General features: G+C 67.9%; 26 protein-coding genes, 1 tRNA gene and 1 pseudogene. 10 read left to right on the forward strand and 18 right to left on the reverse strand.

Annotated elements, in window-relative coordinates; genetic code table 11:
* Position 1: 1 nt before the first annotated feature.
* A complete protein-coding gene (locus ID554_RS15380) occupies positions 2 to 604 on the reverse strand; it encodes a hypothetical protein (RefSeq protein WP_223884089.1) in 603 nt (200 codons plus the stop codon).
* Positions 605 to 810: 206 nt separating this feature from the next.
* Here ID554_RS15380 and ID554_RS15385 point away from each other — a divergent pair, with 206 nt between their 5' ends.
* The 4 genes from ID554_RS15385 (at position 811) to ID554_RS15400 (ending at position 5,007) form a co-directional block, all read left to right on the forward strand.
* Positions 811 to 2,142, forward strand: a complete 1,332-nt coding sequence (locus ID554_RS15385; protein ID WP_117230768.1) for a transcriptional regulator — start codon at positions 811 to 813, stop codon at positions 2,140 to 2,142.
* Entirely contained in the window at positions 2,142 to 2,681 is a 540-nt protein-coding gene (locus tag ID554_RS15390) for an NUDIX hydrolase (protein ID WP_117230769.1), read from the forward strand. Before ID554_RS15385 ends, ID554_RS15390 begins: the two co-directional genes overlap by 1 nt.
* A 513-nt stretch (positions 2,682 to 3,194) precedes the next feature.
* A protein-coding gene (locus tag ID554_RS15395; protein WP_396888540.1) for an IS3 family transposase occupies positions 3,195 to 4,627 on the forward strand; the annotation gives its coding sequence in 2 pieces (ribosomal slippage) (positions 3,195 to 3,552 and positions 3,552 to 4,627; 1,434 coding nt in all).
* Between the two features lie 20 nt (positions 4,628 to 4,647).
* Positions 4,648 to 5,007 carry a glycosyltransferase family protein gene (locus tag ID554_RS15400; protein ID WP_117230198.1) on the forward strand — a complete coding sequence of 120 codons (360 nt, stop codon included), beginning with the start codon at positions 4,648 to 4,650 and terminating at the stop codon, positions 5,005 to 5,007.
* Here ID554_RS15400 and ID554_RS15405 read toward each other — a convergent pair.
* Positions 5,008 to 5,202 (reverse strand): annotated as a pseudogene (locus ID554_RS15405) (IS701 family transposase); the annotation flags it as partial. It abuts the gene before it with no gap.
* 284 nt (positions 5,203 to 5,486) lie between these two features.
* On the reverse strand, positions 5,487 to 6,335 hold the full coding sequence (locus ID554_RS15410; protein ID WP_147333551.1) for a hypothetical protein: 849 nt from the start codon (positions 6,333 to 6,335) through the stop codon (positions 5,487 to 5,489).
* 192 nt (positions 6,336 to 6,527) lie between these two features.
* Here ID554_RS15410 and ID554_RS15415 point away from each other — a divergent pair, with 192 nt between their 5' ends.
* Complete coding sequence (locus tag ID554_RS15415) at positions 6,528 to 7,223, forward strand: hypothetical protein (RefSeq protein ID WP_117230200.1); 696 nt, start codon at positions 6,528 to 6,530, stop codon at positions 7,221 to 7,223.
* Between the two features lie 1,099 nt (positions 7,224 to 8,322).
* Positions 8,323 to 8,556: a hypothetical protein gene (locus ID554_RS15420; RefSeq protein ID WP_199489276.1), complete on the forward strand. Its 234-nt coding sequence runs from the start codon at positions 8,323 to 8,325 to the stop codon at positions 8,554 to 8,556.
* A 139-nt stretch (positions 8,557 to 8,695) separates the two neighbouring features.
* On the opposite strand, the gene ID554_RS15425 is transcribed toward ID554_RS15420, so the two are convergent.
* From ID554_RS15425 to ID554_RS15435, 3 genes are all read right to left on the reverse strand, one after another.
* Complete coding sequence (locus tag ID554_RS15425) at positions 8,696 to 8,914, reverse strand: YrhB domain-containing protein (RefSeq protein WP_117230202.1); 219 nt, start codon at positions 8,912 to 8,914, stop codon at positions 8,696 to 8,698.
* A gap of 17 nt (positions 8,915 to 8,931) precedes the next feature.
* Positions 8,932 to 9,519: a DinB family protein gene (locus tag ID554_RS15430; RefSeq protein ID WP_117230203.1), complete on the reverse strand. Its 588-nt coding sequence runs from the start codon at positions 9,517 to 9,519 to the stop codon at positions 8,932 to 8,934.
* A 124-nt stretch (positions 9,520 to 9,643) separates the two neighbouring features.
* Entirely contained in the window at positions 9,644 to 10,885 is a 1,242-nt protein-coding gene (locus tag ID554_RS15435) for a hypothetical protein (protein WP_199489277.1), read from the reverse strand.
* A 79-nt stretch (positions 10,886 to 10,964) separates the two neighbouring features.
* Between ID554_RS15435 and ID554_RS15440 the strand changes: the two genes are divergently transcribed.
* Positions 10,965 to 11,429, forward strand: a complete 465-nt coding sequence (locus ID554_RS15440) for an N-acetyltransferase (protein WP_117230204.1) — start codon at positions 10,965 to 10,967, stop codon at positions 11,427 to 11,429.
* A 418-nt stretch (positions 11,430 to 11,847) separates the two neighbouring features.
* Here the strand turns inward: ID554_RS15440 and ID554_RS15445 are convergent, their stop codons facing one another.
* Both ID554_RS15445 and ID554_RS15450 read right to left on the reverse strand, forming a co-directional pair.
* Positions 11,848 to 12,549: a creatininase family protein gene (locus tag ID554_RS15445; protein WP_117230205.1), complete on the reverse strand. Its 702-nt coding sequence runs from the start codon at positions 12,547 to 12,549 to the stop codon at positions 11,848 to 11,850.
* A gap of 2 nt (positions 12,550 to 12,551) precedes the next feature.
* Positions 12,552 to 13,898, reverse strand: a complete 1,347-nt coding sequence (locus ID554_RS15450; RefSeq protein WP_158573810.1) for a helix-turn-helix transcriptional regulator — start codon at positions 13,896 to 13,898, stop codon at positions 12,552 to 12,554.
* A 188-nt stretch (positions 13,899 to 14,086) separates the two neighbouring features.
* On the opposite strand from ID554_RS15450, the gene ID554_RS15455 reads away from it, so the two are divergent.
* On the forward strand, positions 14,087 to 15,130 hold the full coding sequence (locus tag ID554_RS15455; RefSeq protein ID WP_223884090.1) for a hypothetical protein: 1,044 nt from the start codon (positions 14,087 to 14,089) through the stop codon (positions 15,128 to 15,130).
* Between the two features lie 360 nt (positions 15,131 to 15,490).
* Here the strand turns inward: ID554_RS15455 and ID554_RS15460 are convergent.
* The 10 genes from ID554_RS15460 to ID554_RS15505 all read right to left on the reverse strand — a co-directional run bounded on the left by ID554_RS15460 (position 15,491) and on the right by ID554_RS15505 (position 23,969).
* Positions 15,491 to 15,563, reverse strand: a tRNA-Lys gene (locus ID554_RS15460).
* 297 nt (positions 15,564 to 15,860) lie between these two features.
* Positions 15,861 to 17,336 carry a tyrosine-type recombinase/integrase gene (locus ID554_RS15465; protein WP_117230207.1) on the reverse strand — a complete coding sequence of 492 codons (1,476 nt, stop codon included), beginning with the start codon at positions 17,334 to 17,336 and terminating at the stop codon, positions 15,861 to 15,863.
* Positions 17,337 to 17,419: 83 nt separating this feature from the next.
* Positions 17,420 to 17,713: a helix-turn-helix domain-containing protein gene (locus ID554_RS15470; RefSeq protein ID WP_317985196.1), complete on the reverse strand. Its 294-nt coding sequence runs from the start codon at positions 17,711 to 17,713 to the stop codon at positions 17,420 to 17,422.
* A gap of 739 nt (positions 17,714 to 18,452) precedes the next feature.
* The gene (locus ID554_RS15475; protein ID WP_396888369.1) at positions 18,453 to 19,334 is read right to left on the reverse strand and encodes a hypothetical protein; all 882 of its coding nucleotides are present in this window, start codon (positions 19,332 to 19,334) and stop codon (positions 18,453 to 18,455) included.
* Positions 19,303 to 19,854, reverse strand: a complete 552-nt coding sequence (locus tag ID554_RS15480) for a DNA cytosine methyltransferase (protein WP_117230208.1) — start codon at positions 19,852 to 19,854, stop codon at positions 19,303 to 19,305. Before ID554_RS15480 ends, ID554_RS15475 begins: the two co-directional genes overlap by 32 nt.
* A complete protein-coding gene (locus tag ID554_RS15485; protein ID WP_117230209.1) occupies positions 19,851 to 20,714 on the reverse strand; it encodes a hypothetical protein in 864 nt (287 codons plus the stop codon). The genes ID554_RS15480 and ID554_RS15485 overlap by 4 nt, the downstream gene beginning before the upstream one ends.
* Positions 20,711 to 21,706: a TRM11 family SAM-dependent methyltransferase gene (locus tag ID554_RS15490; RefSeq protein WP_117230210.1), complete on the reverse strand. Its 996-nt coding sequence runs from the start codon at positions 21,704 to 21,706 to the stop codon at positions 20,711 to 20,713. The genes ID554_RS15485 and ID554_RS15490 overlap by 4 nt, the downstream gene beginning before the upstream one ends.
* Complete coding sequence (locus tag ID554_RS15495; protein WP_117230211.1) at positions 21,690 to 22,616, reverse strand: class I SAM-dependent methyltransferase; 927 nt, start codon at positions 22,614 to 22,616, stop codon at positions 21,690 to 21,692. The genes ID554_RS15490 and ID554_RS15495 overlap by 17 nt, the downstream gene beginning before the upstream one ends.
* A gap of 112 nt (positions 22,617 to 22,728) precedes the next feature.
* Positions 22,729 to 23,136, reverse strand: a complete 408-nt coding sequence (locus ID554_RS15500) for a hypothetical protein (RefSeq protein ID WP_117230250.1) — start codon at positions 23,134 to 23,136, stop codon at positions 22,729 to 22,731.
* Positions 23,133 to 23,969, reverse strand: coding sequence for an IS5 family transposase (locus tag ID554_RS15505; protein ID WP_117230212.1), 837 nt, complete (start codon positions 23,967 to 23,969; stop codon positions 23,133 to 23,135). Before ID554_RS15505 ends, ID554_RS15500 begins: the two co-directional genes overlap by 4 nt.
* A gap of 462 nt (positions 23,970 to 24,431) precedes the next feature.
* On the opposite strand from ID554_RS15505, the gene ID554_RS15510 reads away from it, so the two are divergent.
* Both ID554_RS15510 and ID554_RS15515 read left to right on the forward strand, forming a co-directional pair.
* Complete coding sequence (locus tag ID554_RS15510) at positions 24,432 to 25,310, forward strand: RNA polymerase sigma factor (protein ID WP_117230213.1); 879 nt, start codon at positions 24,432 to 24,434, stop codon at positions 25,308 to 25,310.
* A 593-nt stretch (positions 25,311 to 25,903) separates the two neighbouring features.
* Complete coding sequence (locus ID554_RS15515; RefSeq protein ID WP_117230214.1) at positions 25,904 to 26,284, forward strand: pilin; 381 nt, start codon at positions 25,904 to 25,906, stop codon at positions 26,282 to 26,284.
* Positions 26,285 to 26,286 lie beyond the last annotated feature (2 nt).

Here is a 26,286-nt window from a genome sequence, read left to right on the forward strand (position 1 = left end):
GTCAGACCGCGGCGGAGACGGGCTCGGTGTCGAAGGTGATGGTGTGGCTGCGCCCGCCCCGGCCGAAACCGGCAGGGGCGAGGTGGGCGTCGAGAATCTCCAGGCGCCGGCTCACCTCAGCCGCGTCGAGCCAGTACCGCAGCGGCTGCTCACCCCAGCCGGCCGCCGCGTAGTAGTCGTCGGTGACGCAGCCCCTCGTGTAGCCGAAGTCCTCCAGCTCGGTGGCGTGGGGGAACACCACCCGCAGGTCGGCCTGCATCCGGCTCATCAGGGTGAACTGCGCGAGGACCGCGTGGACCATCTCGTCCACCGGGGCCGGCACCAACAGCTCCGCCTTCTCCTCGTCACCGCCGGTCAGCTCATACACCGCCGCCTTCAGCGCGAGGACCCGCAGCGCCTCCACCAGCAGCGGCCCCGCGTCCCGCTCCAACGACCACTCGCTCACCGTCGGGTAGCCGGTGAACGTGGCCCAGCAGGTCGAGTACCGCATCGAGGACCCGTTGAGCCGCTCCCAGCCGGAGTGCTCCCGCATCGCGTCGAGGATCTGTGCCGCCCGCGGGCCGACCGCCTCCGGTGCCGGCATCTGCGTCAGAGTCGCCGTCATGGCCTGTCCCTTCCCGTACCTTGAGGATGAGGGAACGGCGGCCGAGCACTGTTCCGCGTCGACCACCGCACCGTTACCCATGACGCTAAAGACGATGACAGACGTCGATAAGAGTGTGTTGTGGGCCGCCGACGCACCAGCTTCACACGGGGTGTGAACGCGGCGAAACACTTCGATTGGCGCGCGCTTGGCCATACCCTGACGGGGTGGCCGAGGCGAACATCCTGCTCGATGCCTTTCTGGAACGCGCCGCGCTGTCCCACGCCGGCCTAGCCAAGCAACTCAACAGCCTCGACGACGGACTGCGCTACGATCACGCCTCCGTCGCCCGCTGGATCCGGGACCACGCGATCCCCCGCGACCCCGTACCAGTGATGATCTGCCGCATCCTCGGCGACCGACTCGGCACCACTGTGACACCGGCGGACATCGGCATGACGCGGGACCGGACCGGCACCGACCCGCCCGGCTTACCTCAGGCCCTGGACAGGGCCGCCGCGCTGTGGCGCAGTGACCAGAGAGGCCACAGGCCCAGGTCGACCGTCACCGGGCCGCAGGCGATAGCGCCAGTGTGGGAGTGGGAGAACCCACCCGAAGACGACGACGTGTCACACCTCGGACAGCGGCAGGTCGACCCGGCCGACATCGCCCGGCTACAGCATGCGCGAGCCCGCTATCAGGAGATGTATCGGCGTGTCGGCGGCGTACCCGTCAAGGCCCGCATCATGGACACCCTCACCGGGCAGGCGGCACCGTTGCTCCGCGCCGCCTACGACAACACCCGGGGGCGGGAGCTGTACCGGGCCGTGGGCGGGCTAACCGCCCTCGCGGGGGTGTGCGCGTACGACGCCGACCAACAACCCCTCGCACAACGTCACCTGCTGAGCGCCCTGCGACTGGCCAAAGCCTCCGGCGACCGGGCGTTCGGCGCTTACGTCGTCGCGCTCATGGCCAACCAAGCCCTCTACCTGGACGAATACCGCCTCGTCGTGCAGTATGCCCAAGCCGGCCTAAGGGCAGCAGGCACTGTCATCTCCCCAGCTCTGACCGCGGACCTACACGCACTCGCAGGGAAGGCATACGCCCGCATGGGGAACGCGCCCGACAGCCACCAACACCTCCGGCACGCCGAAACCGTCGCCGGGCGCATCATCCACGACGGAAGCCCAGTCGAAGTGTCCTACGTCCAACCCGGCCTGGTCGAAACCCAGGTCGCCGAGGCCCTACGTCGGCTCGGCGACCTCATTGCCGCGCAGACCTACGCCGAGGAATCCGTACGGACTGGCGCCACCACCCATCTACGCGGGCAGGCCCATCGGTACGCGGGGCTGTCACTCATCCTGACCGCGCGAGGGAACCTCGAGCGCAGCGTGCAGACCGCGTCGCAGATGCTCGACCGGGTCAGCGGAATGGAATCCGGGCGCCTGCACGACCGAGTGAACCAGGTCATCTCCGCATTACGTCCCCACTCGACCCACCCGACAGTCGCCGACCTCCTCGAACGCGCCCAACCGCACCAAACACCGACAGGAACCTGATGCGCTGGATAATTCACTCCGAACGCGACCTTTACCGCGACCAATGGGTCCACGTCGCCAGCGCCGACGTGGAACTACCCGACGGCCGGCACCTCGACCACCGCATCATCCGTACCGCCGCGCCCGGAGCCGGCCTCGCCGTCGTCAGCGACAATAAGGTCCTCCTCATCTGGCGACACCGGTTCATCACCGACACCTGGGGCTGGGAAATCCCCCACGGCAGCATCCGCCCCGGCGAAGACCCCGCCGACGCCGCCCTCCGCGAAGCCGAGGAAGAAACCGGCTGGCGACCGGAGCGACCGATCCAACCGCTCGTCTACAGCCAACCCTCACCCGGGCTGATGACCAGCGAACACCACATATTCAAAGCCAACGCCGCCGTCTACATCGGCCCACCCAAAGACGGCTTCGAAAGCGACAAGGTTGAATGGGTGCCACTCGCCGACATCCCGGAACTCATTATCAAAAAGCAAATCGTCGCCGGAACGACCCTCGTTGCCCTGCTCTTTCTGCTCGCCCACCGCCCTACTGCCGGATAAGCCGCTCGTTGCAGATCTCGCGTCGCACAGCAGTGGGTCTCGCTTGCGCGAGGCGGTGGCCGCACCGGAGAGCATTCGAGCAGCACCTGTGATCGTTCGTCGTGGAGACACCGGGTCTACTGGGGTGAGCAGATGATTCGGTTGTTCAGACCTCATGGACGTGACCACTGCCGCTGGCCGCCCGCGCCGAACGGCGCGGCGGCCCACACGCGTACGCCCATACCGCCAGGTGCTACGAAACCGCGCTCTTGGTTTCGTACACTGAGGCGCGCCTGCCGGCCCATTGTCACCGAGCCGTGACCGCCGGTGTATCTGGACCGAGAGGTTAGTGAGTGAAAGCCGTCATCGCCGTTGCTGGCATGGGCAGCCGTTTCTTCCCTGTCGGCAAGACGATCAACAAGTGCATGCTGCCGATCCCCCTGTCTGCCAGGGTGAGTTGAGGCCAGCGGTTCATAGCAAGTCCGCCGGACAGGGCGAGTTGAGGATTGAGAAGCGTTGACTACTGCTGTTGACATGGCCGTGGCCGAGGATGGGGTCATGAGTCGTAAGAAGGGACCGCGTTCGGGTGGTCCGCGTGCCCGCCGGTCGTTCACCCCGGGTCAGAAGTTGGAGCTACTGGCCGGATACGAGAAGGCCGTCGCGGCCGGTGACGGTGGGGCGTTCCTGCGGCGTGAGGGCTTGTACTCGTCGTTGATGTCGGAGTGGCGCCGGGCCCGTGACGCCGGGTTGTTGCAGGGCAAGCCGGCTGGGCAGACGGTAGGGCGGCCGTCGGCGGAGCAGGCGGAGATCGCCCGGTTGCGCCGTGAGCTGGAACTGGCGCAGGCGAAGTTGGCGCGGACGGAGACGGCGTTGACGATCATGGGAAAAGCGCGCGAGCTCTTGGAGGACATCTCCAGGAGCGAGCCGGACGGTCCGGACGTGTTCGGGCTCGGCAGACGCTGATGGACACCTACCACCAGCTGACCAGCGCGAAGGTCCCGACGCGGGAGGCGAAGCGGCTGACCGGGATCGCTCGGTCCAGCGCGGATCGGGACCGGCGGCGTCCGACACCGGCCCGGCCGATGCGACGCACGCCAGCGAACGCGCTCACCCTGGCCGAGCGGGAGCATGTGCTGCGGCTGGTGAACAGCCCGGAGTTCGTCGACGCGGCCCCGGCGCAGATCTACGCGGCGCTGCTGGATCAGGGTGTGTACGTCGGCTCGATCGCCACCATGTACCGGATCTTGCGCGAACACGAGCAGGTCCGCGAGCGTCGCCGGCAGGCCCGGCGCCCGGCCCGGCAGCGCCCGGAGCTGGTCGCCGACGCGCCGCGGCAGGTCTACACGTGGGACATCACGAAACTCGCTGGCCCCGTGAAAGGGATCTACTACGACGCGTACGTGATGATCGACGTCTACTCCCGGTACATCGTCGGCGTCCGCGTGCACGCCCGCGAGTCCGGCCCGCTTGCCGAGAACATGATGCGCGAGGTGTTCGACGTCCACGGCGTCCCCCACGTGGTCCACGCCGACCGGGGCACGTCTATGACCTCGAAATCGGTCGCTGACCTGCTCGAAGACCTTCAGGTAGCCCGCTCGCACTCGCGGCCCAAGACGTCCAACGACAACCCGTACAGCGAAGCATGGTTCAAGACGTTGAAGTACGCGCCGGTCTTCCCCAACCGGTTCGCGTCGCTCGCCCACTCCCGAGCGTTCATGAACGACTTCGTCACCTGGTACAACCACGCCCACCGGCACTCCGGAATCGGCCTGCACACCCCCGCCGACGTCCACCACGGCCGCCACCACCAAGTCCACGCCGCACGCCTCGACACTCTCGCCGCAGCCCGCGCCGCGCATCCGGAACGGTTCGGCGCCACCACCCGGACCACACCAAAGATCCTCGACCTGCCCGAACAGGTCTGGATCAACCAACCCCAGCCCCAGCCGCAACAACAAGCCGCTTAACTCCCGTTGGCCTCAAACCCTTGACACGTTCCGTCCTCAACCAGCCGGTCGTCGCCTACGCGGTCGCTGACTGCGTCGCCGCCGGCGCGCACGAGATCGCCGTCGTCACCGCGCCCGGCGAGACGGGCCGCCAGGTACGCCACTACTTCAGCGAGGACCACGACCTGCGGGCGTTCTTCGCTCACCGCGGCTGGCACGACAAGTACACCTCGGTCGCCGACCTACACACGCAGGCCGAGTTCACCTTCATCGAACAACCCCGCGACGACCGGTACGGCACCGCACTGCCCGCCATCCTCGCTGCCGAGTTCATCGCCAACGACGACTTCCTTCTCATTGCCGGCGACGACCTTCTGTTGCGCGGGGTCGGACGGTGGTGATCAGGTGTGCCAGGAGACGGCGGACCTCGCCCAGGGTGAGAGAAATGAGGCCGTCATCGGATTCGGTGCCCCCTTTTTGGCGTGGGCGGCGGTGACGGCGAGGTAGGCGTGGGCGCACAGAACGAGAGTTATGTGCCGGTACCAGGCGTCGTACCGACGCACCTGGTAGTGATCCAGACCAACCTCGGTCTTGGCGACGGTGGGTCGGCGGACGTAGTCGGCCGGCGAGTGCTCCAGGATGGCGTCGATCACCTGGGGATGTGCGTGTCTGCCGGTCACCTTCACCTCTTGGCTGGGGAGCGTAGCGACTATCCGCACCATCGGCAGGTCCCGACACCGGCCGCCCCGCTCGCTGTTGCTCCTCGTAGCGAGCGATCCGCGGCATGTCAGTACACGTCTGAACCTGGAAGAACCGCCAGCGATCGGACTCCCGGTCAGACGGGCGATCAACTGAGACGTAAGTGCAAGTGCATGGACGGCTAGGGCTTGCGGATCGGCTGTATGGAGCCGTCGTCGTGCCGTATCAGGGCGAGATGGCCGCCGTATTCCGCGGCGAAGGTCTCGTGCTGATCGCCAAGATCGAGTGTCTCGCCGGCTGGCGTCGGTTCGCCCATGGCAGCGGTGACGGCCGTGAGCACCCACAGCACATCCTCACGCATGCCGTCCATCACCTTGGCGAGGCTTCGGTTTTCCGGCGGCGTGTCGCTGATCTGCAGTGACGGCAGGTGCGCAAAGGTGGGTCGCAGGTCGATCGGCACCCCCTCTGCCGGGCGCTTTATCCTGAGTCGGGCCACCACCGCACCATCCTGCACCGCGCCCTCGTGTCGCCATTCCTCCACGACGGTTAGCGGAACAGACGCCTCGACCAGAACCGGCGCGATGTCGAAGGCGGTCCGTCCAACAACGTGCACCGTTCGATGCTTGTCGACGTTGCACAGCCAGCGCAGCACTTCCAGCGGTGTGGTGTGCGCCTGCGCCCCGGCGTGGAATGGCTGCACTGCCTCCACTACCTCCCACACCTTCGGCGCGACCAACGACTCAAGCTCCGTCGTGGGCTGCTGGAACTTGGCAGCCATGCTGGTGATGGGAAACTGCACCCGCTGCGGTTTCGCCGGTGGCCCGGAGTGGGCGACTACGGCGCTCCACAGCACGTGATCCAGCGCGGCCCGCAGGTTGGTCAGCACGTCACCGACGATCACGCTCCACTGCTCCGGGTAAGGCTGCTTGACGTGCAGCCGCCAGTGCATCCGCACCAGCGGGTCGGTGTGGTCGCGTGCGTTGTCGGTCCGCACGTACTCGTACGAGTCCACCTCGACGAACTCGCGCATCCGCCGAGCCAGGAGCCGTTGGTGTTCGACGGCCCGTGCCCACTTGATCCACGCTGACCGCACCACGTCGCCACCATACCGGCCACCACCAGCGTTTCCCGTGTCACCGTCTTTCCCGCCGAGCAATCTGCGTCTTCACCGCCGCCCTAGACGACGGCTGCGGCCGGATGCCGTCGGGCATGATGGCTGGCCATGGACAGCTATCCGGAGGATACCGACCGGCGACAGGGCCTCACCAAGGTCGTCGAGATGGGGATCGCCGCTGTGCCAGGCGTCGGCGGCCCCTTGCAGATCGCGTTCCAGGAGGTGGCCGGCCGACGTCTTACCGAGCGGCGGACGCGGTGGCTGAACGATCTGGCGGAGAAGGTGCACCGCCTCGAGGATCAGATCGGGGACCTCGATCATCTCCTCGACCAAGACACGTTCATGGACGCCCTGACCACGGCATCGCAAATAGCAGACCGGACGTCGCGCGCAGGGAAACTGGAGCTTCTGCGCAACGCGGTGGTGAACTCCGTTCTGCCGGACGCGCCGGATGACGACACTCAACAGTTGTTCTTCGACATGCTCGACCGGTTCACGCCCACCCATGTGCGGCTGCTTAAGCTGCTCTCCGACCCGCCCGGATGGTTCAAGCAGCACAACATCACCAAGCCGAACGTGATGATGGGCGGCAAGTCAGTGATCATCGAGTCCGGAATGCCCGAGCTGACCAGCCGGAAGGACCTCATCGACCGGTACGCGTCAGCGCTGAGCGGCGCCGGCCTGATCGCGCAGTCGTTTAGCGGCATGATGTCCGAGGCCGGCCTGTGGGCGGCAGCTACGACACCGCTGGCTGCCGACTTCCTGGCGTTCGTCGCAGACCCGGAGAGCGACGTTACCACCTAACAAAACATCAACTGTGATCGGCAGTGCCGAGTCGCCGTGGCCGGCTCGACCCGCTTGTCGATTGCGATCCGCTGCCGGGTGGCATAAAAGGGCGCTTGATCTTGGCTCCGGCCCGGAAGGTCGACTCGCCGCCAGAGTGACGCGCGCGTCGGCCTCTCCAGGTCGGACGGCCGGGGTCATGGCCGTCCGGGAACTTCGTCGCCATGTCGTGCCGGGTTCGGCGACAATGCTCGCCGGCAGGCGAGACGACGAATGGTCAGGGGTGCTGCTGGAGTGGGTCGACGGTTGGGCGGACGCAAGTGGCCGGTGCTGGTCAGCACGGTCCAACTCGGATGCCAGCAGTACCGAGTCGTGCGGCCTGCGAAGAGGCCGAGGTTCGCCGGTCTCTACGAGGGCCGTCTCGGAGCCCAGTTCTGCCTCGACGAGGAAACAGCGGTGATATTCGCCCAGGCGTGGGGCTTGGCTGCCCCGTCGCCACCGTCTACCTCCCCCTGCGCCGCGCGAAACTTCCCGACCATCACGGTTGGGGGGCCCGCTCGACCTGGTGCTGTTGCACCACCGTCTCGCAATCCGCCGTCACGGTGGAAGCAGGAGGTCCGTTCCCGGTTGAGGACCGGCAGGCCTCACACCATCGTCCTACCCAGTCGCGCGTGGCCGTCGCGGTCGATCGCCGACTACCGACCACCGACCACCGACCACCGACGAACCTGGCATCAGGAGTTTTGCGATCATCTTCGGTGGGACATAGCCGCCGACACGTTGGTGCTCACCGGCAGCCGCGAGGCGTTCGAGTTGGAAGCCGACCAGGTCCGCGCCTTGGCCGAGGAGTGTCCGGCTCATCGTGCCCGCACGCCGGGCACGCACTGCTGCGCCGAGATCGGCATGGGCAGGTCCCGGCACCACCCTGACCAACGCCGGCCGTACGCCGAACTGCACGCCGAATATTCGCAGTAATGCCCGACCCGGATGGAGGCAGTCGGGGCAGACGACGTCGAGCCCTTCGCGGCAGATGCAGACGCCGTGCTGTCAAGGTTTGCCGTAGCCGGGGAGACCCGTCACGCTGTTGGCGTGGGTCACCGATTCGACCTTGACTCCGCCGTTGAACAACTCCTCGGCACTGTGTATCGGCCTGGGCTTCTGCCTACCACCAGACGAGATCCGCCAGCTGTGCGAATCGCCTCCGAAGACTGTGGACAGCTTCACCGATGCGGTCTTCGACGTTGAAGGCATGGGCGACATGAACTACACCGATCTCCGCCGTCAGGTACGTGAAGTCGTCGCACGGCATATGAACCGCTGGATCGCGGACCGCGAGCAGGACGCCAGCCAGTAGATCTTGTTCGCGTCTACGTTCACCCTCCACGAGACCAGCGCTCCCAGACAGCCGGCAACCGTCTGACGGCGGCATGTCAGTGCGTTCAGCCGAGGGTGGGTCGCCCCTCGGCGATTTGTTCTTCCACCGGCCGACCGGATCAGGCCAGCCATGGATCCGCGCCGGACTTGGGCACGACGACAGGTCCGTTGCCTACCAACGAATCGTGTATGTCGCCTGACTCGATGAAGGCGCGGGACTGGTAGCCCACGGACCATGCGGTCTCGTGCTCCCACGCACCGATGATCACCCATTCACCGGCGCGAACCTTCAACGCGGTCAGCGAGGAAGGCAAATGCGACCTCGCGAGCCTCTTCATCGGTCATGCTCGTATCCCTAATAAGCCTTGATTGGCGCGGCCGACCTGGCGGCCTGCTCAATCTTCGCGCAGTAGGCTGCACGGGCTTCCTCGTCGATTGGCTGCTCGTGTTCGGCGCGCAACCCGGTCCGGCCGTCGAGGCCCTCGCGCAGGATATCGGCGTGCCCGGCATGCCGGATGGACTCGCCGAGGACATGGACCATGATGGCGAACAGGTTCGTGTCGGCATACGGCTTCGGCCACCACGGCACGTGACCGGGGGCGTCGAGGGGAAGCTCGTTGATCGTCGCATCCGAGTGTTCCCACGTACGCCGGTAGAACCCGATGATCTGATCGCGGGTTTCGTCCTCAGTCGCCCACAGATCGCTGCCCTTGGAGTCCTGCCACCGGGGCAGCGGTTCCGGGGAAGGGCGGTCGAAGACCTCGCCGAAGTACCTGGCCTCGACGGTGGCCACATGCTTGACCAGGCCGATGAGGTTGGTCCCGGTCGCTGTCAAAGGTCGGCGGGCGTCGTACTCGGACAAGCCGTCGAGTTTCCAGAGCAGCGCCTTGCGGTCCCGCCGCAGTCTCCCGTGCAGGTTGTCTTTCGCGAATTCGTCGATCATGCGGCATGAGCCTGCCATGGGCTACTCGTGGTCTAAAGCGGCGCTCACATGGCAGCGCTTAGCCACACTAGCGACCGAACTCAACACTGCGTCTTCCTCGGCGCGGACGCCGCACGCTTGCAACCTACAACCAGTAGTGCTTGGCGGTGTAACCGGGCTCCGACCATCCCGCGTTGCTTGGATGGCTCTGCCAGTGACCTCGCAGGGCGACCAAGCTCGCCGTCACATCTTTGAGCAGCTCAGCCTGCTTCCTGACGAACGTCTTGTCGGTGACGTTCGACCGCAACGTGTGCGCTGGCCTTTGCCGGGCGGATCGCACGTCTCTGATCGGTTTGAGAATCTCGCGTCGATTGGCCTGCGTGACGGCAGTGTTCTCCAAGAGGCGTTCGAGGCGCGACAGCGTGCCAAGGTTCTGCCCGTTATTGTCCTGCTTCGGGATGCCTGCCCTGTCGAGGGCCTCGTGCCGTAGGTTCTCTGAGAGCAGCTTGTCGAGTAGGTGGATGAAGGCGTCGTACTCCTGCTGCGACGGGCGCAGGATCCAGCCGAACTCGCGGGGGCGCTCGGTCGTCCGCATCAGATCGACGCCGAATATGCTGTTGTGGAACCCATTCCACGTCCGCAGCTCGAACAGCAGGCGCTCGAAGGGGCCCAGACCGTCCGGCCATGCGCCGTGCGCCTGCGCGTTCCACCACACAGGATGCGGCTCCAGGCCATCAACTTTCGACACCTCGTAGGTGCGCCACCTCTGCTGGTGCGTTGGCGTCAGATCCCCCAGGTCGCAGAGGAAGGCGCACACCCGCCGGATGATCGGGGCGTTCGCGTCCTCGGGGTCAAACTTCGACAGGTCATAGGCGAAGCCGACGTGCGAGATCGAGGTCTTGTCCTCCTCGTGCTCCTCGGCGTCCTCATACGTGGCGTCGGTGACCGAGATTCGTACGCCAAAGTCGGTTAGGTCGAAGTGGTAGCGCGGGTCGTTGCGGTAGGGCTCTAGGACATCGAACCGGAAGTAGGCGGCTTCCAGACGGCCACCGCCTTCGGCCTGCCTGCGCCGGTAGGGCTGATCCCGGTAGAGGTCGGCCGGTAGGCGATCGGCGAGCGCGGCCGCCGTCGGGTAGAGGCACACCACCCTCCCCTTGTCACCGGACTCGGCGATGTCGAGAAGCTGCTCCTCCCGAGTGCGGCGACTCGACCACCGGCGAATGTGAGGGTTCATCGAATCGGCGTCGCTGATCACCTCGATCAAGCCGGCAGTGACCAGCTCAGAGGCCTCGTCACGAACCTCCTTGGTGGCGTCGCGCAACGGCAGACCGTTGAAGTCGGTCGGCTCCAGGTAGAACTCGACAACGTCCTCAAGCAGCGACTTCACGCGAGAGACACTAGCAACTCCCCGGCGTGGCAGCTCCCTACCTGAGCGTCGGCAGCTCTTCCTGAGGCAGAATCACCATATGCGCCTCACCCTGGTCGAACTCGACCGCCCAGTGGGCGAGCGGTTCTGGTTTCCGTTCACGTACGAGGAAGCAGGCCTCGGATTCAACAACCTATGGTGGTACGGCAGCCCCGTCTATCCCCATTCCAAGAGCGTCTTTCTGCGAGTTGTAGAGAACAACAACGAGGTCGCGCGGGTTCACCTGGACAACGAGGTCGAGATCGATCACTATGCCGACGTTCCGCCACTGGGAGCCACCGCACTCGAGATTCAGTTCATTGAGGTGCACGACGATCACCGCGGCTGCGGCATCGGCCGCGCTGTCATCGGCCTCCTTCACAACCGCTACCCAGACCGTCGGCTCGTGGCCTTCTCCGAGGGCGCCGACGGCTTCTGGTCATCTCTCGGTTGGCGTCGCCACCTTCACGCCGATCCCGAGGAGGCGTCGTTCTTCCGACCGCTCTTCATCCAGCCACGGGCGTAACGCAGTCCCGCCGCGCTGACGAGATTCTCAAGACCTACCGGGCCTCATCGGCTTGTGATGAGCCGGGCGGGGAGGTGCCGCTTCGCTGCCGAAGGCGCGCTCATCGGCCAGATCCGGACGCCCCCGGCATACCCCGTTCGAGGACACCGGCACCACCCTTCGGGGCCTACGCGATACAGGCAAACTCACCCGGGGACTACGCGTGGTCATCGTGGAACACCTGATCTTCCACTCGAACCAAATCGGGGTACCTGCCGCAGCCCAAGCCACCTCGCGCAAGCAGCCACGGAAGCCATCTTCGGCCACGCCGACGTGTGCCTACCTCGCAGCCGTGGTACCGGACCACAGCCGAATCCGCCGATATCGTCAGATGACGTCGAATCGGGGGACTGCCCCGGGCTCGATGTGTCTCGAAGGGCTATCTGAGCAGCGCGAGACTCGCCGCGAAAGACCTGGTCAGGCTCTCCAGGACTGCCTTTCCCTTGCCGGCCGTAGCAGCGGATGGTTTGCCGATGACTCCGGTGTCGGTGTAGCCGCGCATCCCGAGTACGAGCAGATCCGGGCGGTCCGCGAGGTGGTCGGCGGTCTGGTATCCGGGCCGGACGAGTTCGGGGCAGAGGTGCAGTAGCAGAGAGGTTTCGATCTCCCCGGCGTGCATGTCGTCATGACTTGTGCTGCTCAGCCCGGCGTGCTGGCGGGCGGTCTCCCAGTCCTGCCGCCTCGGGTACAGGGCCATGCGGCGTCCGGCGACGTTCGCCTCCTGCACGACGTTGGACAGCACGTAGTTCCCGCCGTGACCGTTGACCACGACCAAGCGGTCGACGCCAGCCCGGCTCAGTGACTCCGCGACATCAGTGATGATGCGGGTCAGGGTGGACGAGCGGATACTCACCGAGCCGGGCCATCCCGCGTGCTCCTGCGAGCAACTGATCGTCACCGGGGGCAGCAGCAACAACTCGTACGCGGTTGCGGCAGCTTGTGCGATCGCGCAGGCCACGATGGTGTCCGTCATCAGTGGAAGGTGGTCGCCGTGCTGCTCGAAACTGCCCACCGGCAGTACGGCGACATCCGCAGCCCGGTTCGCCTCGTCCGTGGTCGTCGCTCCAGAGATCAAGCCCATGATCAGAGTTTGACCGTGGACTCGACGAGGGAGAAGGCATTACGGAACTCAGTCACGTCGGCAGATGTCGTCGTGCCTGCGAGTCGGAGATGCACCTGGCGCAGCGAACGCATCGCCCTCGCAGAAGCCGTCGCGGCGGCGAGGGTCAAGGCCCGGCTACCCTCGGCGCCCGCCTCGGCAAGACGGTTCGTCGCGACGTAGGACAGGGCGAGCCAGCCTCGTGTGAGCGCTTCGTCCTGCCGGTAGTCGACAGGCCAACCGTTCAGGACGTCCTCAAGAACATCAACCGCGGCCCGAGCCTGACCGAGGCGTAGCAGGCAGTAGCCCTCATGCGCTCGAAGATAGGCGTCGGTGCAGTGGCGGCCGATGGTGTCCGCGTCGTCTGCGACGTCACCTGTCGCCCGGTCGACGAGTTCTCGTGCGGCCGTGATCGCGGTGAGCGATCGGGGTCGGTCGCCGCGCAGAGCGTGTCCCTGGGCTTGGCGAATCAGGCACAGGGCACGGTCGCGGTCGGTGAGCGGCACGATGGTCTCGGCGGTGCGGGCAAGTCCTGTGGCCGAGGTGCCCTCAGATCGGTCCACGGCTTGCTGCGCTTGGCGCATGAAAATGTAGGCGGCCATCCGCTTGTCGCCCGCTCGGTTCGCCAGGGTGAGCGCGTGGTCGAGCCAGTGCGTCGCTGCGCCGACATCTCCGAGGCTGTCGGCAGTCCACGACGCGAACTCCGCCCATCGTGCCTCCACCGCCAGCAAACGCGGCTTGAGATCGTCTGGGGCCACATGTCGGTAATGACGGACGATCGGCAACTCCCGGCAGACAACACCATAGACCTGCCGTGAGCCGAAAGCATTGTGGGAGACCGCAAGGAGCTGGAGCATCTCGTTCCAGTGCAACGCCAACGCCGGATCAACCGTCACCGAGGCTAACCGCTGGCCGGGCATCGGGGCAGCCGGCAGGTCGGTCGACCACGCCTTCTCCGTAGGGTCGCTCGACGCCGTTTGGCCCGTCGCGGCACCGACGCCGCCCGGCGACTGTGGCAGATCATCGTCGGTCTCACCCCACCGCGCGTGCTGCCTCGCCCGGCGCCTCTCCTGATCGAATTGCAGCCTGAGGCTCTGGTACTCGTCGTAGGTGGCGAGGAGTTGCCCATCGGTGTCCAGCAACCTTTCGCAGCGCTGCCAGAAGACCCGGTCAGCGACCTGGTGACCCCGCTCGACACCAGCGACGGTGCTGCGGGTGCTGTACACCCGAGCGGCGAGGTCAGCCTGCGTCAGACCACGCGACCTGCGCCGGAGCGCGAGCTTCGCACCCAGCGCACGCTTGGCGTCCTGGACCTGCTGTGGCTCGATCACGAAAGTCCCGACTCTCGACGGCCTCACGGGAAAGGACAGAATAGCTGTTCGGCGCAGTGCGAAGCCGCCGCAACGACCAGACGTCTGGGGGTGTGACCGCCCCGCGTTCACGCTCGGCGCTGCCGGCGAATCACGCGATGGTTCTAGCCTGGGACTGCAACGGACTGTTCAGCCTCGTGGGAGGACCCGTGCCGACCCGTCGCACCGTCATCGCTGTCACCGGTGCCGCGCTCACCGCCCCCGCATGGGCCGCGCTCCACCAGCCCGCCCCGGACATCGTCTCCGCCGCCAGCGAGGGCGGACCTGTCAGCCCACCCCTGCTGGACATGATCGACAATCTCGTCAACCACGCCCAGCAGCTCGACGACCATCAAGGCGGCGCCGCCCGCGACTTCGTCCACGACCAATTCACCGCCGTGGCACGACTCCTGCGCCGGGCGTCTTACGACACTGCTGCCGGCCGTCGACTCGCCGCCGCCCTCGCGCAACTCGCCCAGACCGCAGGATTTATGGCTTTCGACGCCTACGAGGACGGCCTCGCGCAACGCTGGTACCTCACCGCCCTACGCGCCGCGCACGCAGCCGCCGACCCCGGCCTTGCCGCCAGCGTCCTGGCCCTCATGTCCAACCAAGCCGCCGACCGCGGACATGCCCTCGACGCGCTCCAACTCGCCGCCGCCGCCCAGGAATCCGCAGCGACCACCCCACCGGCCGTGCGTGCCCTGGTCGCCGCCCGCAGCAGCCTCGCCCACGCTGTCGCCGGCGACCTGACCAGCTTCCACCGCACCCGGGAGGACACCCTCACCCTCCTCGACACCACCCCCGACACGCCGCTTCCCCGATGGGCCTCCTACATCGACCATGTCGAACTCGACGCGATCACCGGCCGCGGACTCGTCGTTCTCGCCGAGCAAATACCCCAACAACGGCGCCGGCTCCTATGCCACGCCGAGCAGCTGCTGCACGCCCGAGCCCACACCGAACCCAACGACCCGCCGCAACGCTCCGCGCTGCGCCACGGAGCATGGCTCAGCCTCGCCCACCACGCCGCCGGCGACCTCGACCTCGCCGTCGACACCGCCCGACTCGCCCTACGCCGCCTACCCGCCGTCAGCTCCGCGCGAAGCGTCGCACTACTACGTCGCCTCCACGACGACCTCACCCCCGCCAGCGCCCGTTCCCCTGCCGTGCGAGACCTCCTCAACGAGCTACGAACACTCCCTCCGGCGTGAACGAAACTCGCCCCGCACGACGACAACCGACGCTAAGTGTCGCTGGCTGGTCTGCTGCCAGCGCCGCCCGGTCCGCCCTCAGCGGCACGATCGCCCAGCCTCGATGACAGACCCATGTCACTCAGCAAGGAGCAGCCAGTTCGTAATCGTGGCGCCTGGAGACGGATCGTCACCGCCGTCGCACCCAACTGCGAGCTCGCTGACGGTGCGCCACCGCCCGTGATGGAAGGAGTCCTGTGGCGGTCGCCGATTCACCGCTCGGAAGTGTGCCTCAGCGCTACTACGTCCACAACGAGGAACCGCGGTGACGGAAGTCATATGGATGAACGTCTGTATTCGCAGGTGGAAGTCTTCTTTTTGTAGGCCGCCGGGGACTCGAACCCCGAACCTACTGATTAAAAGTCAGCAGCTCTGCCCATTGAGCTAGCGGCCCGCCGAGCCATAGGCTACCCGATTCCGTGGCAGGGAGACGCGCGGCTTTCCCCGGAGGGCCGCGCTGCTGCTGCGCCCGGACGCTCAGTCCGGCGTCGTGGCATTATCGCGACGCCGGACTGAGTAACCGGCTGCGGCGAGCGGGCTGTGCGTCGGGCGGTCCGACGCCGTCGGCCCTAGAGTCGCACGATGCACAGCGGCGCGGTTTACCTTGGCCCCTGGTGGGGCGTATCGGAGGATCCCCGAGGCCATCCGTGTTGGGGCACGTCGGAGCGGTTGTGCGGGTGGATCGTGTCGGTCAAGCGGCCCGTGGGCGTCGGCGGCGGGGAACCAGCGCGGCGGCGGCCTCCGCCTTGTCCCGTTCGACTTCTAGTTCGACGATGACAGAGGTGTAGGTGTTGCTGGTGATGGTGATGGTGGAGTGACCGAGTAGTTCCTTGACGTCGGTGAGGTCGGCACCGGAGGCTTTCAGGTACGTCGCGGCACAGTGTCGCAGGTCGTGTAGCCGGATCGGGGGCAGTCCGGCGTGGCGGACGAGGCTGTCGAAGCGCTTGCTGACGGTGTCCGGATGCCACTTCTCGCCGTTGGGTTGGACGAAGAACCGCCCGGTGTTCGGCCAGCTGTTGCCAGTTGCCAGTTGCCAGCGGGCGCGGCGGGTGAGGTAGGCGCGCCACGCGGCTGCGGTGAAGCTGTCCAGGGCGAAGGTGCGGTTGCCGGATTCGGATTTGACCTTCTTGTCGACGGCGTCGTATCCGACCGTGGTGCGCTGTAGATCGACCGTCACCAGGGCGTTGTCCAGGTCGACGGTGGTGTCGCGCAGGCCGAGTGCCTCGCCGCGGCGCATCCCGCGGTGCATGATTCCGACGAACACCGGATAGAGGGCGATGTCGTGATCCTGGGCGTAGTCGAGGAATGCCCCGGCCTGTTGCGGGGTCCATACCATGACCGGGCTGGGCCTCTCCCCGGTTTCGCGCCACCGTGCGACGGCTTTGTCCGTCCAGATCCGGGGCTTGGGCTGCTTCGCTGAGGGCAGCTCGACGTGCTTGGCGGGGTTGAAGTCGATCAGCCGGTTGTTGGACCGTGCCATCGCATCGTTGAGCGCCTTGCGCAGAGTGGCGCGTATACGCTGCATCATCGCCGGGCCGGTGATCCGGACTCCACGAACGGTGGCGCGGATTTGCGGGTCCTCGCTCTGACGGGCGACCTCGATAGCGGTGTTGCGGTCGATGATCGCGGTGAACATCGCCGCGATGTGCTCGACGCGCAGCTTCACCAGCGGGATGGCGCCGAGGTGAGGGATGAGGTGTACGCGGATGTGGCAGCCGTAGGTGCGTTCGGTGCTCGGCTCGATGTTGCGTCGGGACTCCAGCCACTGCCGTAGGTATTCGCCGACGGTCATGTCGACGCTGGCGGGAAGGCCCGCGCTGACCCGTTTGGCGATGGTGTCGCGGTCGGGCATCGGGGCGCCTGCCTTGACGTGCTGGAGCAGGTCGGCGATCTCGGTCGCGAGGGCGGTGTCGTCGCCGGCGAGCGCCAGCAGCGCGAGGGCCTGGCCGCAGTCCGTGGCGGCGTCGTCCTTGCTGTCGAAGGTGTAGCGGCGCAGCGAACGGCGGGAGCCGTCGACCTTTCTCGGCAGTTCGAGTTGGTATCCCCACTTGCCGTGGTGGGCGTTCCATGCCCCGCCGGTGCGGCGGAGCTGAGGGCACCTTTTGCCGAGCTTCTTACCGTCCGGGTCGCGGCAGGTGCAGATTTTGAGGATGGATCCTTGTGCCATGGTGCTGTTGCTCCTAGGAGTTGTCGGGCAGCCGGTGGCTGTGGATTTCGTCCGGATGATCGACGCGTGCCTTCGGCGGTAGATCAAGTCGCCGGCGGTGGCGGATGCTCGTCGCCGACGGGCAGGTGCAGGGCGGCAAGGATCGCCGCGACCGGTACCCGGTAGCGACTACCGAACCGCAGCACGGCGATCGGGAACTGGCCGCGTTTGGCGAGTTCGTAGGCGGTGGCGCGCGACAGGCCGAAGATTTCCGCCACGGTGGCGATGTCGGTCCACGGGCCAAGTGCGCGGATCCGCTCGACAGTCCAAGCGGTGTCATCGGGCTGCTCGCATTCGAGGTTGGAGTAGTCGGCGGCGTGGTGGTCGGGCATGGTCATGGCAAGACGGTCCTTCCGAGGACGTGAGGTGAGAGGGGCTGTGGGAAGCGAGGCCGACGGCGTGGGGCGGCGCGCCGCCGCGCAGCCGCCGCGTAAGCCCGCGTGAAATCAGCGCCCGTCTGCGGGCGGCTGCATAGCGCCGAGCTGGGGGCGCGTCGCGGATGCCGCCGCCGACCCGCGCGAGCCGGTGGCGACCCTGGCGGCATTCGGCTGTGGCGTGCACTTGCCCTGCGCCTAGAGGTGAGGGTTCATCAGCACGCGCCGGGAACGGTTCGGCGCCGACCGCGCGGCGTTCGCCGCCTGTCGATCGATGTGTGAAGGAGAATCCTGTGACGGATACGGCACCGCAGCCACGTTCCGACCCGGAGGACACCGGGCCTGGTTCGAATTAAGCGTCGGGCACGGTCGGGATCGACCCGGAGGACCCCAAGGTCGTACGTGGTTTGTCCAGCCCGCCTGACCGTCAGCGTGGCGGCGGACGAGAGCAGGTAACGAGGGCCGGTGCGGGATCGGATCCTCGGGCTGGCACAGTCGAATCCGCCGCCGGAGACCGAGTTGTCGCACTGGTCGAGCCGTGAGATGGCCGCCTACCTCGAGCGCCGAGGGCGTGGTGGTGTCCGAGCGTTACGTGTCGCGGCTGTGGAGCGAGCATGGCCTGCGAATCCGGCGAGGGTCGCCGACGTTGTCGGGCTGTTTCTGGAGCCGCGATACCGGTAGTCGTCCAGGGTGCTGGGATCGGTCATGCCGGCACCGCCCACCGGTGCGGGCACAGCAGCAGCCGCAACGCGACGGCCGCCTGTTGGGGGACGACGCCGTTACCGAGGACCCGCAGCGCGGCGGTGCGCGGCACCGCGAGCGTCGGGTCGGTCACGTGGCCCGCATCCAGGCCCATCAGCCATTCCACGAACGGCGGTGCCAGGACCGGTTTGCCGTGCCGTCCCGGTTGGGTCGGCGCAGGTGCCGGACGGCCGAGCAGCAGCTCCCACCGGGCCACCGCCGCGGCGTACGGACCCCACCGGTCGGCGTCGGGCCGGCCCAGTCCGGCGACGGTGGTGCGTAGGTCCGCTCCACCGTCACCGTGCCTGCCGGGCCCGTGCGCGTCGGAGGCACGCGGAGTGGGCAGCGTCCGCACTGGAACCCGCACAGTCGCCGAGGGCAGGGTGAGGTCACCGTGCGACCCGCGTTGCCCGGGGCAGCCCTTGACGCCGTCGGTCGCTCTGGGGGTGGGTAGCAGGACCTGCGACAACGGTGGCCGCCATCCGGTGCCGGCCCGCCGGCCGGGCGTGCCGGTGTCGCTGGCCCTCGGCGTCGGCAGCAGCCGGGCCGCCCCGGTCAGCGTCCGCCCCGCATGTGCGGTGGGTGTGGTGCGGCCGGCGGTGGTGTTCGCCGAGGAGCGGCTGTCGGCCACGGTCGGTGTCGGCAGTAGCTGCGTGGCGACGCCGGCCAGGCTGGGCCGGCGGGCCGCTCCGGCCGACGGGGACATGTTCGACCCGTAGGCCACCGCGGTCGGGGTGGGCAGGAGGCCGTGGCGGGTGCCGGTCGGCTCGATCAGATCCGGCAGGCCGTAGGGGTGGCCGGGGCCTTTGCCGTCACGGGCGCAGGGTGTCGGCAACGTCGGCACCTCCTCCCCGCGGTGGAGTGGGGGTGGCCAGCAGGAACAGCCGGTCGCGTCGGTGGGCCGCGCCGACGTCGGATGCGCGTAGGCATAGCCAGCTCGTGTCGTACCCGATCTCGGCCAGGTCGGCGTGGACGACGTCGAGCCCTCGTCTGAGGAGGGCGGCGACGTTCTCCACGAAGAGCAGTCGGGGTCGAAGTACGCGAACAGCGGTGGCGACGTGTTTCCAGACGCTGGAGTGCTCGCCCGCGATGCCGACCCGCTTGCCGGCGTTGGAGATGTCTTGGCACGGGAACCCGGCGGTGAGGATGTCGACCGCCTCGACCCGGGTCCAGTCGACGGTGCGGATGTCTCCGAGGTTGGGGATGCCGGGCCAGTGGTGGGCGAGGACGGTGCTGGCGTGCCGGTCGGTCTCGGCGTACCAGGCGAGCTGGCCGCCGAGCACCAGCTCGACGGCCAGGTCGAGCCCGCCGTATCCGCTGCAGAGGGATCCGATTCGCCAAGCGGTGGTGTGCCCAATGCTCACGCCACCTCCCCGTGCCCCATGACCGAGACCGGTGCGTCGTGGGGGCAGGTCCACGGCCCGCAGCCCGGCGTGTCCGATGGCTGGGGGCGTGGACGCAGGACCACCTGGTCGAGCGGCACCCGCTGCCGGTGCAGGAAGAACTGCCCGCGCAGCGGATGCCCTTCGGCGTTGGCTCGCGCGGAGCCGTTGCGGATGGCGTGGTCGAAGGCCACCGCCTGCGCCCACTCCTGTGGGCTGTTCTCGCGGAGTGCGAGCCAGAAGCCGTCGTCGTGGAACGGGCACCCCACACACGACGAGCGCGGGGTGTCCCCGAGACCCTGCTGGTGCAGGTAACGCAGGCAGTCGTCGCGCCGCCAACCGAGGTCGAGCAGTGGGAAGACGTTGCGCATGTAGCCGACGTCGGCATCGCGGGCCCGGCCGATCTCGTCCAGGCTGATCCCGATCGCCATCTCCGCGACGACGCCGGCAGGCATGCGGGCCGGGTGCGGATAGCCGAGTCGGCGCCGTACCTCCGCCTTGATCGGTTTGATCTTGTACTCGGAGGTGCATTGCCGCCGGGCCATGCCCCGCTCACCGTTCGGTCCGAGCGTGAACAGCGGCATCGAGGCGAATCGGTGCGCCGGGTCAAGAGCGTCAGCCCGGATGTCACCGGTGCTGACACGCACGACCTCGATCCCGGCCCGCTCCGCGATGCCGGTCAGGCGGTCCAGATGCCGGTAGACCGCGGCCGGCTCCCACGAGGTGTCGGCGAAGATCGCCGCGTCGAACCCAGGGATCTCGCCCTGGGCTGCCAACAGCAGAAGCGTCGAACTCTGTACCCCGGCGCCGAGGGAGAGGAAGCGGTGGGTGGGCGCGCTCACGCAACCACCTCGGTTCCGTCCTCCGACGAGGTCGCGGCCTTGGTGAAGATCAGGACGTCCTCGTGGGCGATGAGGTGCATCGGTGTTCCGCTGGCCCTGGCCTTGCGGACTTGCTGGAGTTGGAAGAACGACGGGCGGGCGACGAGGTGCCCGTCGCGGACGGCGGCGAGCAGGGCGACGCACCGTTCGATCGGGACGAGCCCGGCGCGCAGGCCTGCGGCGATGACGGCGCTGGGCAGGTCGACCAGCTCGCCCCGCTTGCGCCACGGCCGGGCGGTGACCACGACGACGCCGCCGGGTCGGAGCAGGGTGGCGCAGCCGTGCAGGATCTGGGCGAACCCGTCGGCGAGGCCGGTCAGGTCGCGGTAGGCGAGGTTGCCGCGGTCGTGGCCGTCGTTGTACCGGTCGTCGTACTTCACGACACCGTCCGCGCTGGGACGGACCAGGCCGTGCACCGTCGGCCCGTAGGGCGGGGAGGTGACCACGAGCGCCACCTGTCCGGTGAGGGCCTTCGGCACCAGCGACATCAGCCGGGTGGCGTCGCCGCGGATGACCGATGCGCGTCCGGTGGCGCCGTGGTCGTGGGCGTGGCGGATGTTGGCGTCGGCGATGTTCGACCATTGAGGCTCGTACTCGATGCCGAAGGCGTCGCGGCCGGCGTGGACCGCCTCGACCAGGGTGGTGCCGATGCCGCACATGGGGTCCAGGACCAGGTCACCGGGCTGGGTGTAGGCGCCGACGGCGTGGGCGGCGATCGCGGGCAGCATCCGGGCGGGGTGCTTGACCGACTCCGGCACGTACCGGCCGCGTCGTTGCACGGGGCCGGTGGACTGGGCGGTGGCCCAGACCGACAGACCTTCGAGGTCGGCGCGGTGGCGGCCTTCGTACTCCCGATGCCGGCCCGGGTAGTCCTCGCCGGCGGCGGGGCTGTTGATGTCCGGCTCGTGCGGGTCGGGTTGCCCGGGAGCGGTGTGCTCAGGCACGGCGACCACCGCCGTTGCCGCGTCGTCCCGACTCGTGCGCCGTAGCCGGGTGGGGTGTGAACACCAGCAGGTCGGCGTGCACCCGCAGGTGAGCCACCGTCCACTGCGCGGGGTTGGTGTGGGCCAGGGTGAGTAGTTCCTCGTCGGTGACGACGTGGTAGACGAACTGGTCCCCGTCGGTGTCGGCCTCCACCGCGACGATGTGCTGCAGGTAGCCGAGGCCCGCGCTGGAGGCGGCGGCCACGAGGGGACCGAAGTCCTCCGGCGTGGGCTGGGTACCGGCGGGCACACCGACCACGAGGACGAGGCAGCCGCCGGGACGCAGGAGCCGCGCGCAGGCGGCCAGCAGCCAGGCGAGCCTGACCCGGGCGGTCGTGTCCGCGTAGTGCAGCGGCCAGCAGGCGACCACCAGGCTGGTAGCCGAGTCGAGGGAGCCGTCCTCGGGCGGCCGGACGGCCGCGGTGTCGGTGCCGCACAGGTCGGGGTCGGTGAGGTCGTCTCCGAACCACTCGGTCAACTCGGGCGGCTCCTCGCCATCGCCGGCCTCCGGCTCGTGGGAGGCGAGAAGCGGGTTGGTCTCGATCGCCGTCCGCACGCCACTGGTGGCCGGGCCGATGAGCAGGCCCGAGCCGTCGGTGAACCAGGCGCGGTGGTGTCGGCGTCCACCCCGGGCGCAGATCGCAGCCAGGGCGTGGTCGGTGGTGAGGTCGACGACCGCCTCTCCGGGCCGGCTGTAGGCGGCGACGAGGCGGTAGGCCAGACGGGTGGGCAGGCTGGTGCGGGTTTCGGCGCCGGTGCGGGCCGTGCGCCAGACCGTGATCGGTACCGGCGGGTCGCCGGCGATCAGGTCGATCAGTGTGGAGTCGGCCGGCTCGATGTGGTCGGCCGGGTTGTACTGGTGCGGCGTGTGCTCGCTCATGTGCTGTCGGCTCCGCGCCGCGCCGTGAAGCGCTGACACCCCCAAACCGGGGTTTGTGAGTCCTGGCGAACACTTGCCGCACTCACAGCCACTCAGAGGGCGGTCCGCAGTGCTACGTCCGTTTCGGGTTAAGTGCGAAGACACCGGGTTCGTTTTCGGTGAGGACGCTGTGGTTGACCATGCGTTTCAGCTTCGCGCGGGTGCCTTCGACGTGTTTCGGTAGGGGTTCGACGCCGAGTGCGAGGCAGATGCCCTTGGCGCGCATGCCGGTGGGCGCGGTGCTGAGGATGTGCAGGATTTGCTGGTAGGGGGCGCTGGCGATGGTGGGGTCGTCGGCGGTGAACTCGGCGGCGGCGAGGGTGCGCAGGGTGGTGCGGGTGGTGGCCAGGTCGGCCAGTTCGCCGTCGAGGCGGGCGAGTTCTTCGGTGAGCGCGGTGATCTGCTCGCGCAGCTGGTCGGCGCGTTGGCGTGTGGTGGTTTCGCGGTCGGCGATCAGGTCGAGGACGGTGGGGAGGTTCACCGGTGCCGCCAGGAGGGTGTGCTGGTTCCGGTCAGCCGGCGCACGATGTTCGCCGTCGACGCCCACAGGGTTCGTGACACCGACGATTCTGGTCGGCTTTCGTACTCCCGCGCGAGTCGGCGGTGCAGCATCAGGGTGCCGTTGACCTGCTCGACGATCCACCGTTTACGGATCGGTACGAACCCGGGCTTGGTGTCGGATCGTTTGACGATCTCGACGTCGATGCCCAGGACGGCGCCGTGCAGTGCAAGGTCCTGTTTGAACCCGGCGTCGACCCAGGCGCGGCTCACCGTCGGGGTGTGTGCGACGACCTTGTCGAGCAGCCGGATACCGATGGCGTTGTCGGTGACCGACGCTGCGGTCACCACGACCGCGATGACCAGCCCCAACGCGTCCACCGCCAGCCCCCGCTTACGCCCCGACACTTTCTTCGCCGCGTCCTTGCCGGTCGTCGCGGCCGGGACGTGGTTCGCCGCCCGGATCGACTGGGTGTCCAACACGACCGCGCTCGGATCCTCCCGACGGCCGACCTTCTCCCGGGCCTGGCAGCGCAGGAGATCGTGGATCACCTGGTCGGTGCCGTCGTCACGCCACAGCGCGAAGTAGTAGTAGGTGGCCGACTTCGGCGGCAGGTCGTGCGGCAGGTACGCCCACTGACACCCGGTCCGGTTCTGGTAGAAGATCGCGTTCACGATCTCCCGCAGGTCGTAGTCACCCTCACGACCCGACACCGAGACCGCGACCCGCTTGGCCTTCCACGCCTGCAGAAACGGCCCGATCAGCTCCCACTGCTCGTCGGTGACATCACTGGGATACCGCTTTCGATCACCCATGACCGGGCTAACGCCCCATCCGCCCGACGGTCACGACCAGAACTCACATTCAACCCATCGACTTACTGCTATCCATGGCGAACCCGCCGGAAGACCACCAACCGGACGCAACGCATAGATCAGATCAAGTTACTGCGGACCGCCCTCTCAGTGGTGTTGACGCCGTGTCGCAGGTTGCGGGGTGGGCCGGTGTCTGAGCCACCGCGAGCGCGTGCCACAGGTTCTGTCAGTGTGTCACAGGGCAGGTCAACCCGCCTTTGTCAGAAACCTTTCCATTAGTCACAGTCGATGACACTTTCCTGCTTTCCGTCTTTGTCGGAGGCCGGGACGCGGACGGTGATCGGAGGTGTGAGCAGCTCTGTCAGAGGCTTGTGAGCCCGCTGTGGCGGAATCGATGTCACCGCTCGCCGTGACGACACCGGCGGCGTCATCGAATCTCATCGCTGTCACAGGAGTTTTGACATGAGTGTGTCCGACGGTACGGACTGGCCCACTTCCGCCCTTGACGCGGCGGCGACCGCCTTCGCCGCGCTGACGTGTGAACCCGCGCCACTGGTTTTGGACTGCGCGGCGTTCGGCCTCGACACGGGTCTCCCGCAGCAGGAGGTGCCGTTGCCCGCGCTGCGGGAGTGGCTGTTGCGTCATCCTCGCGCCTATGCGGCGCGTGACGAGGTGTGGCGGGAGTTGATCCGCCGTGCTCGGCTCGACGGGCCGCACTGGGTCGTCGCTGCGGTCGGCATGGCGATGCCGGCGCTGCGGCAATACGCGGGCCGGTTGTGCGAGGGGTACAACGGCGACCCGGCGGACGTGGACGCCGAGATTCTGACCGGCTTCCTGACCGCGTTACGTGATCGGGCGGACCTGACCAAGCCGGCGCCGTACGCGAGCCTGTGCAAGGCGGCGTGGCGGGCCGGGCGTGACCTGCGGCTGCGGCAGCAGGAGTACGTGCCGGTGGAGGACATCGAGCACGTCACGTCCGGTCCCCGCACGCCGAAGGTGCCGTACGGGCATCCGGACCTGCTGGTCCGCCGTGCGGTGACCCTGGGAATCCTCGACCCGGAGGACGAGCAGGCCTACATCGACGTGCGGCTCGGACGACGCGCGATCGAGCCCATCGCCGCCGCGGCCGGCGTCAGCGTGGACGCCCTCCGTATGCGCCTGTCCCGCATCGACGGCCGCATCGCCGAAGCCCTCACGGACGGGCTGCTGACCGGGGGCGCGTCGCCGGAGACGGTGGCGCAGCTACGGCTGCAGGCCGGGCAGCGCGGCCGACGGCGAGCGGGCCGTGCCGCTGCCCGCCGCGAAGCCGCCGCCCAGGTCCCGGTCACGGCGGCTGCCTGACAACTCCACCCCACCGACTCCAGCGGCTGTGGCCCGACGTGCACCACGTCGGGCCACAGCCGTTTCTGCGGGAGACCGGCGGTTGTACCTGTCGATGTCTGTCAAGGGCTGTGAGCCCCGCCAACACTCACACAACGACACGCCTGGGCAGTTCCCCACCGCTGTGAGCCCCTGTCCTTCGGACACGCCTGCTGTGCGCAAGAACCAGCCCTGACCTGCGCTGTGAGCCGTCGCCGCACTGTGTGAGCGGCTTGTGGGCGCGGCAAGTGTTCGCCACGGCTCACAAACCCCGGTTTGGGGGTGCGGGACCTCTACGAGCCATGCCGCTCGTCGGTCCCGCCCGCCGCCGGGCGACACGAGGAGCGAATACGATCCGCATGCCTCGGGTGCCGCGCCACGTTGATGCGCTGACACCACATTGATGACCGCAAACCACCCACGAGGGAGGACGAGCTCCTCCCGGGGCTCACGCGGTTCGTCCGCTCCTTCACCTGCGCCCGGCGGCGGTCCCTTCAGACCGCTTCGAGCAATCGCCACGCCTCGGTCACGCCGTTCGTTCGGCGCGTCCAGGGCGCGGCGGGAGGTGAACCTCAATGTCCCGCACCCCACTGCGCACCCTTCTGAGACAACCCGCCGCACGCGCGGCGCTACGCGTCGCCGTGCCGGCGGCCGGCCTCGCCCTGACACTCGCCCTCCCGGTCGCCGCGCACGCCGACCCCGGCGCCGCCGTCGACCTGGCGGCGAACTCGCTGCCCGCCGTCATCACCAACCTCCGCATGTGGATCATGGGGATCCTCGCCGCGCTCGCCACCCTCTTCCTCGTCCTGGCCGGCGTGTACTGGGCCACCGCGGGCGGTGACCCGTCCCAGGTCGAGAAAGCGAAGCTGGCCCTGCGCAACGCGCTGGTCGGCTACGGCCTGGCCGTCCTCGCGCCGGTCCTGCTGCAGGTCGTCCGAGGCATCGTCGGGGGCTGACC

The sequence above is a fragment of the Micromonospora craniellae genome (genome assembly GCF_014764405.1).
GTDB classification, from domain to species: domain Bacteria; phylum Actinomycetota; class Actinomycetes; order Mycobacteriales; family Micromonosporaceae; genus Micromonospora; species Micromonospora craniellae.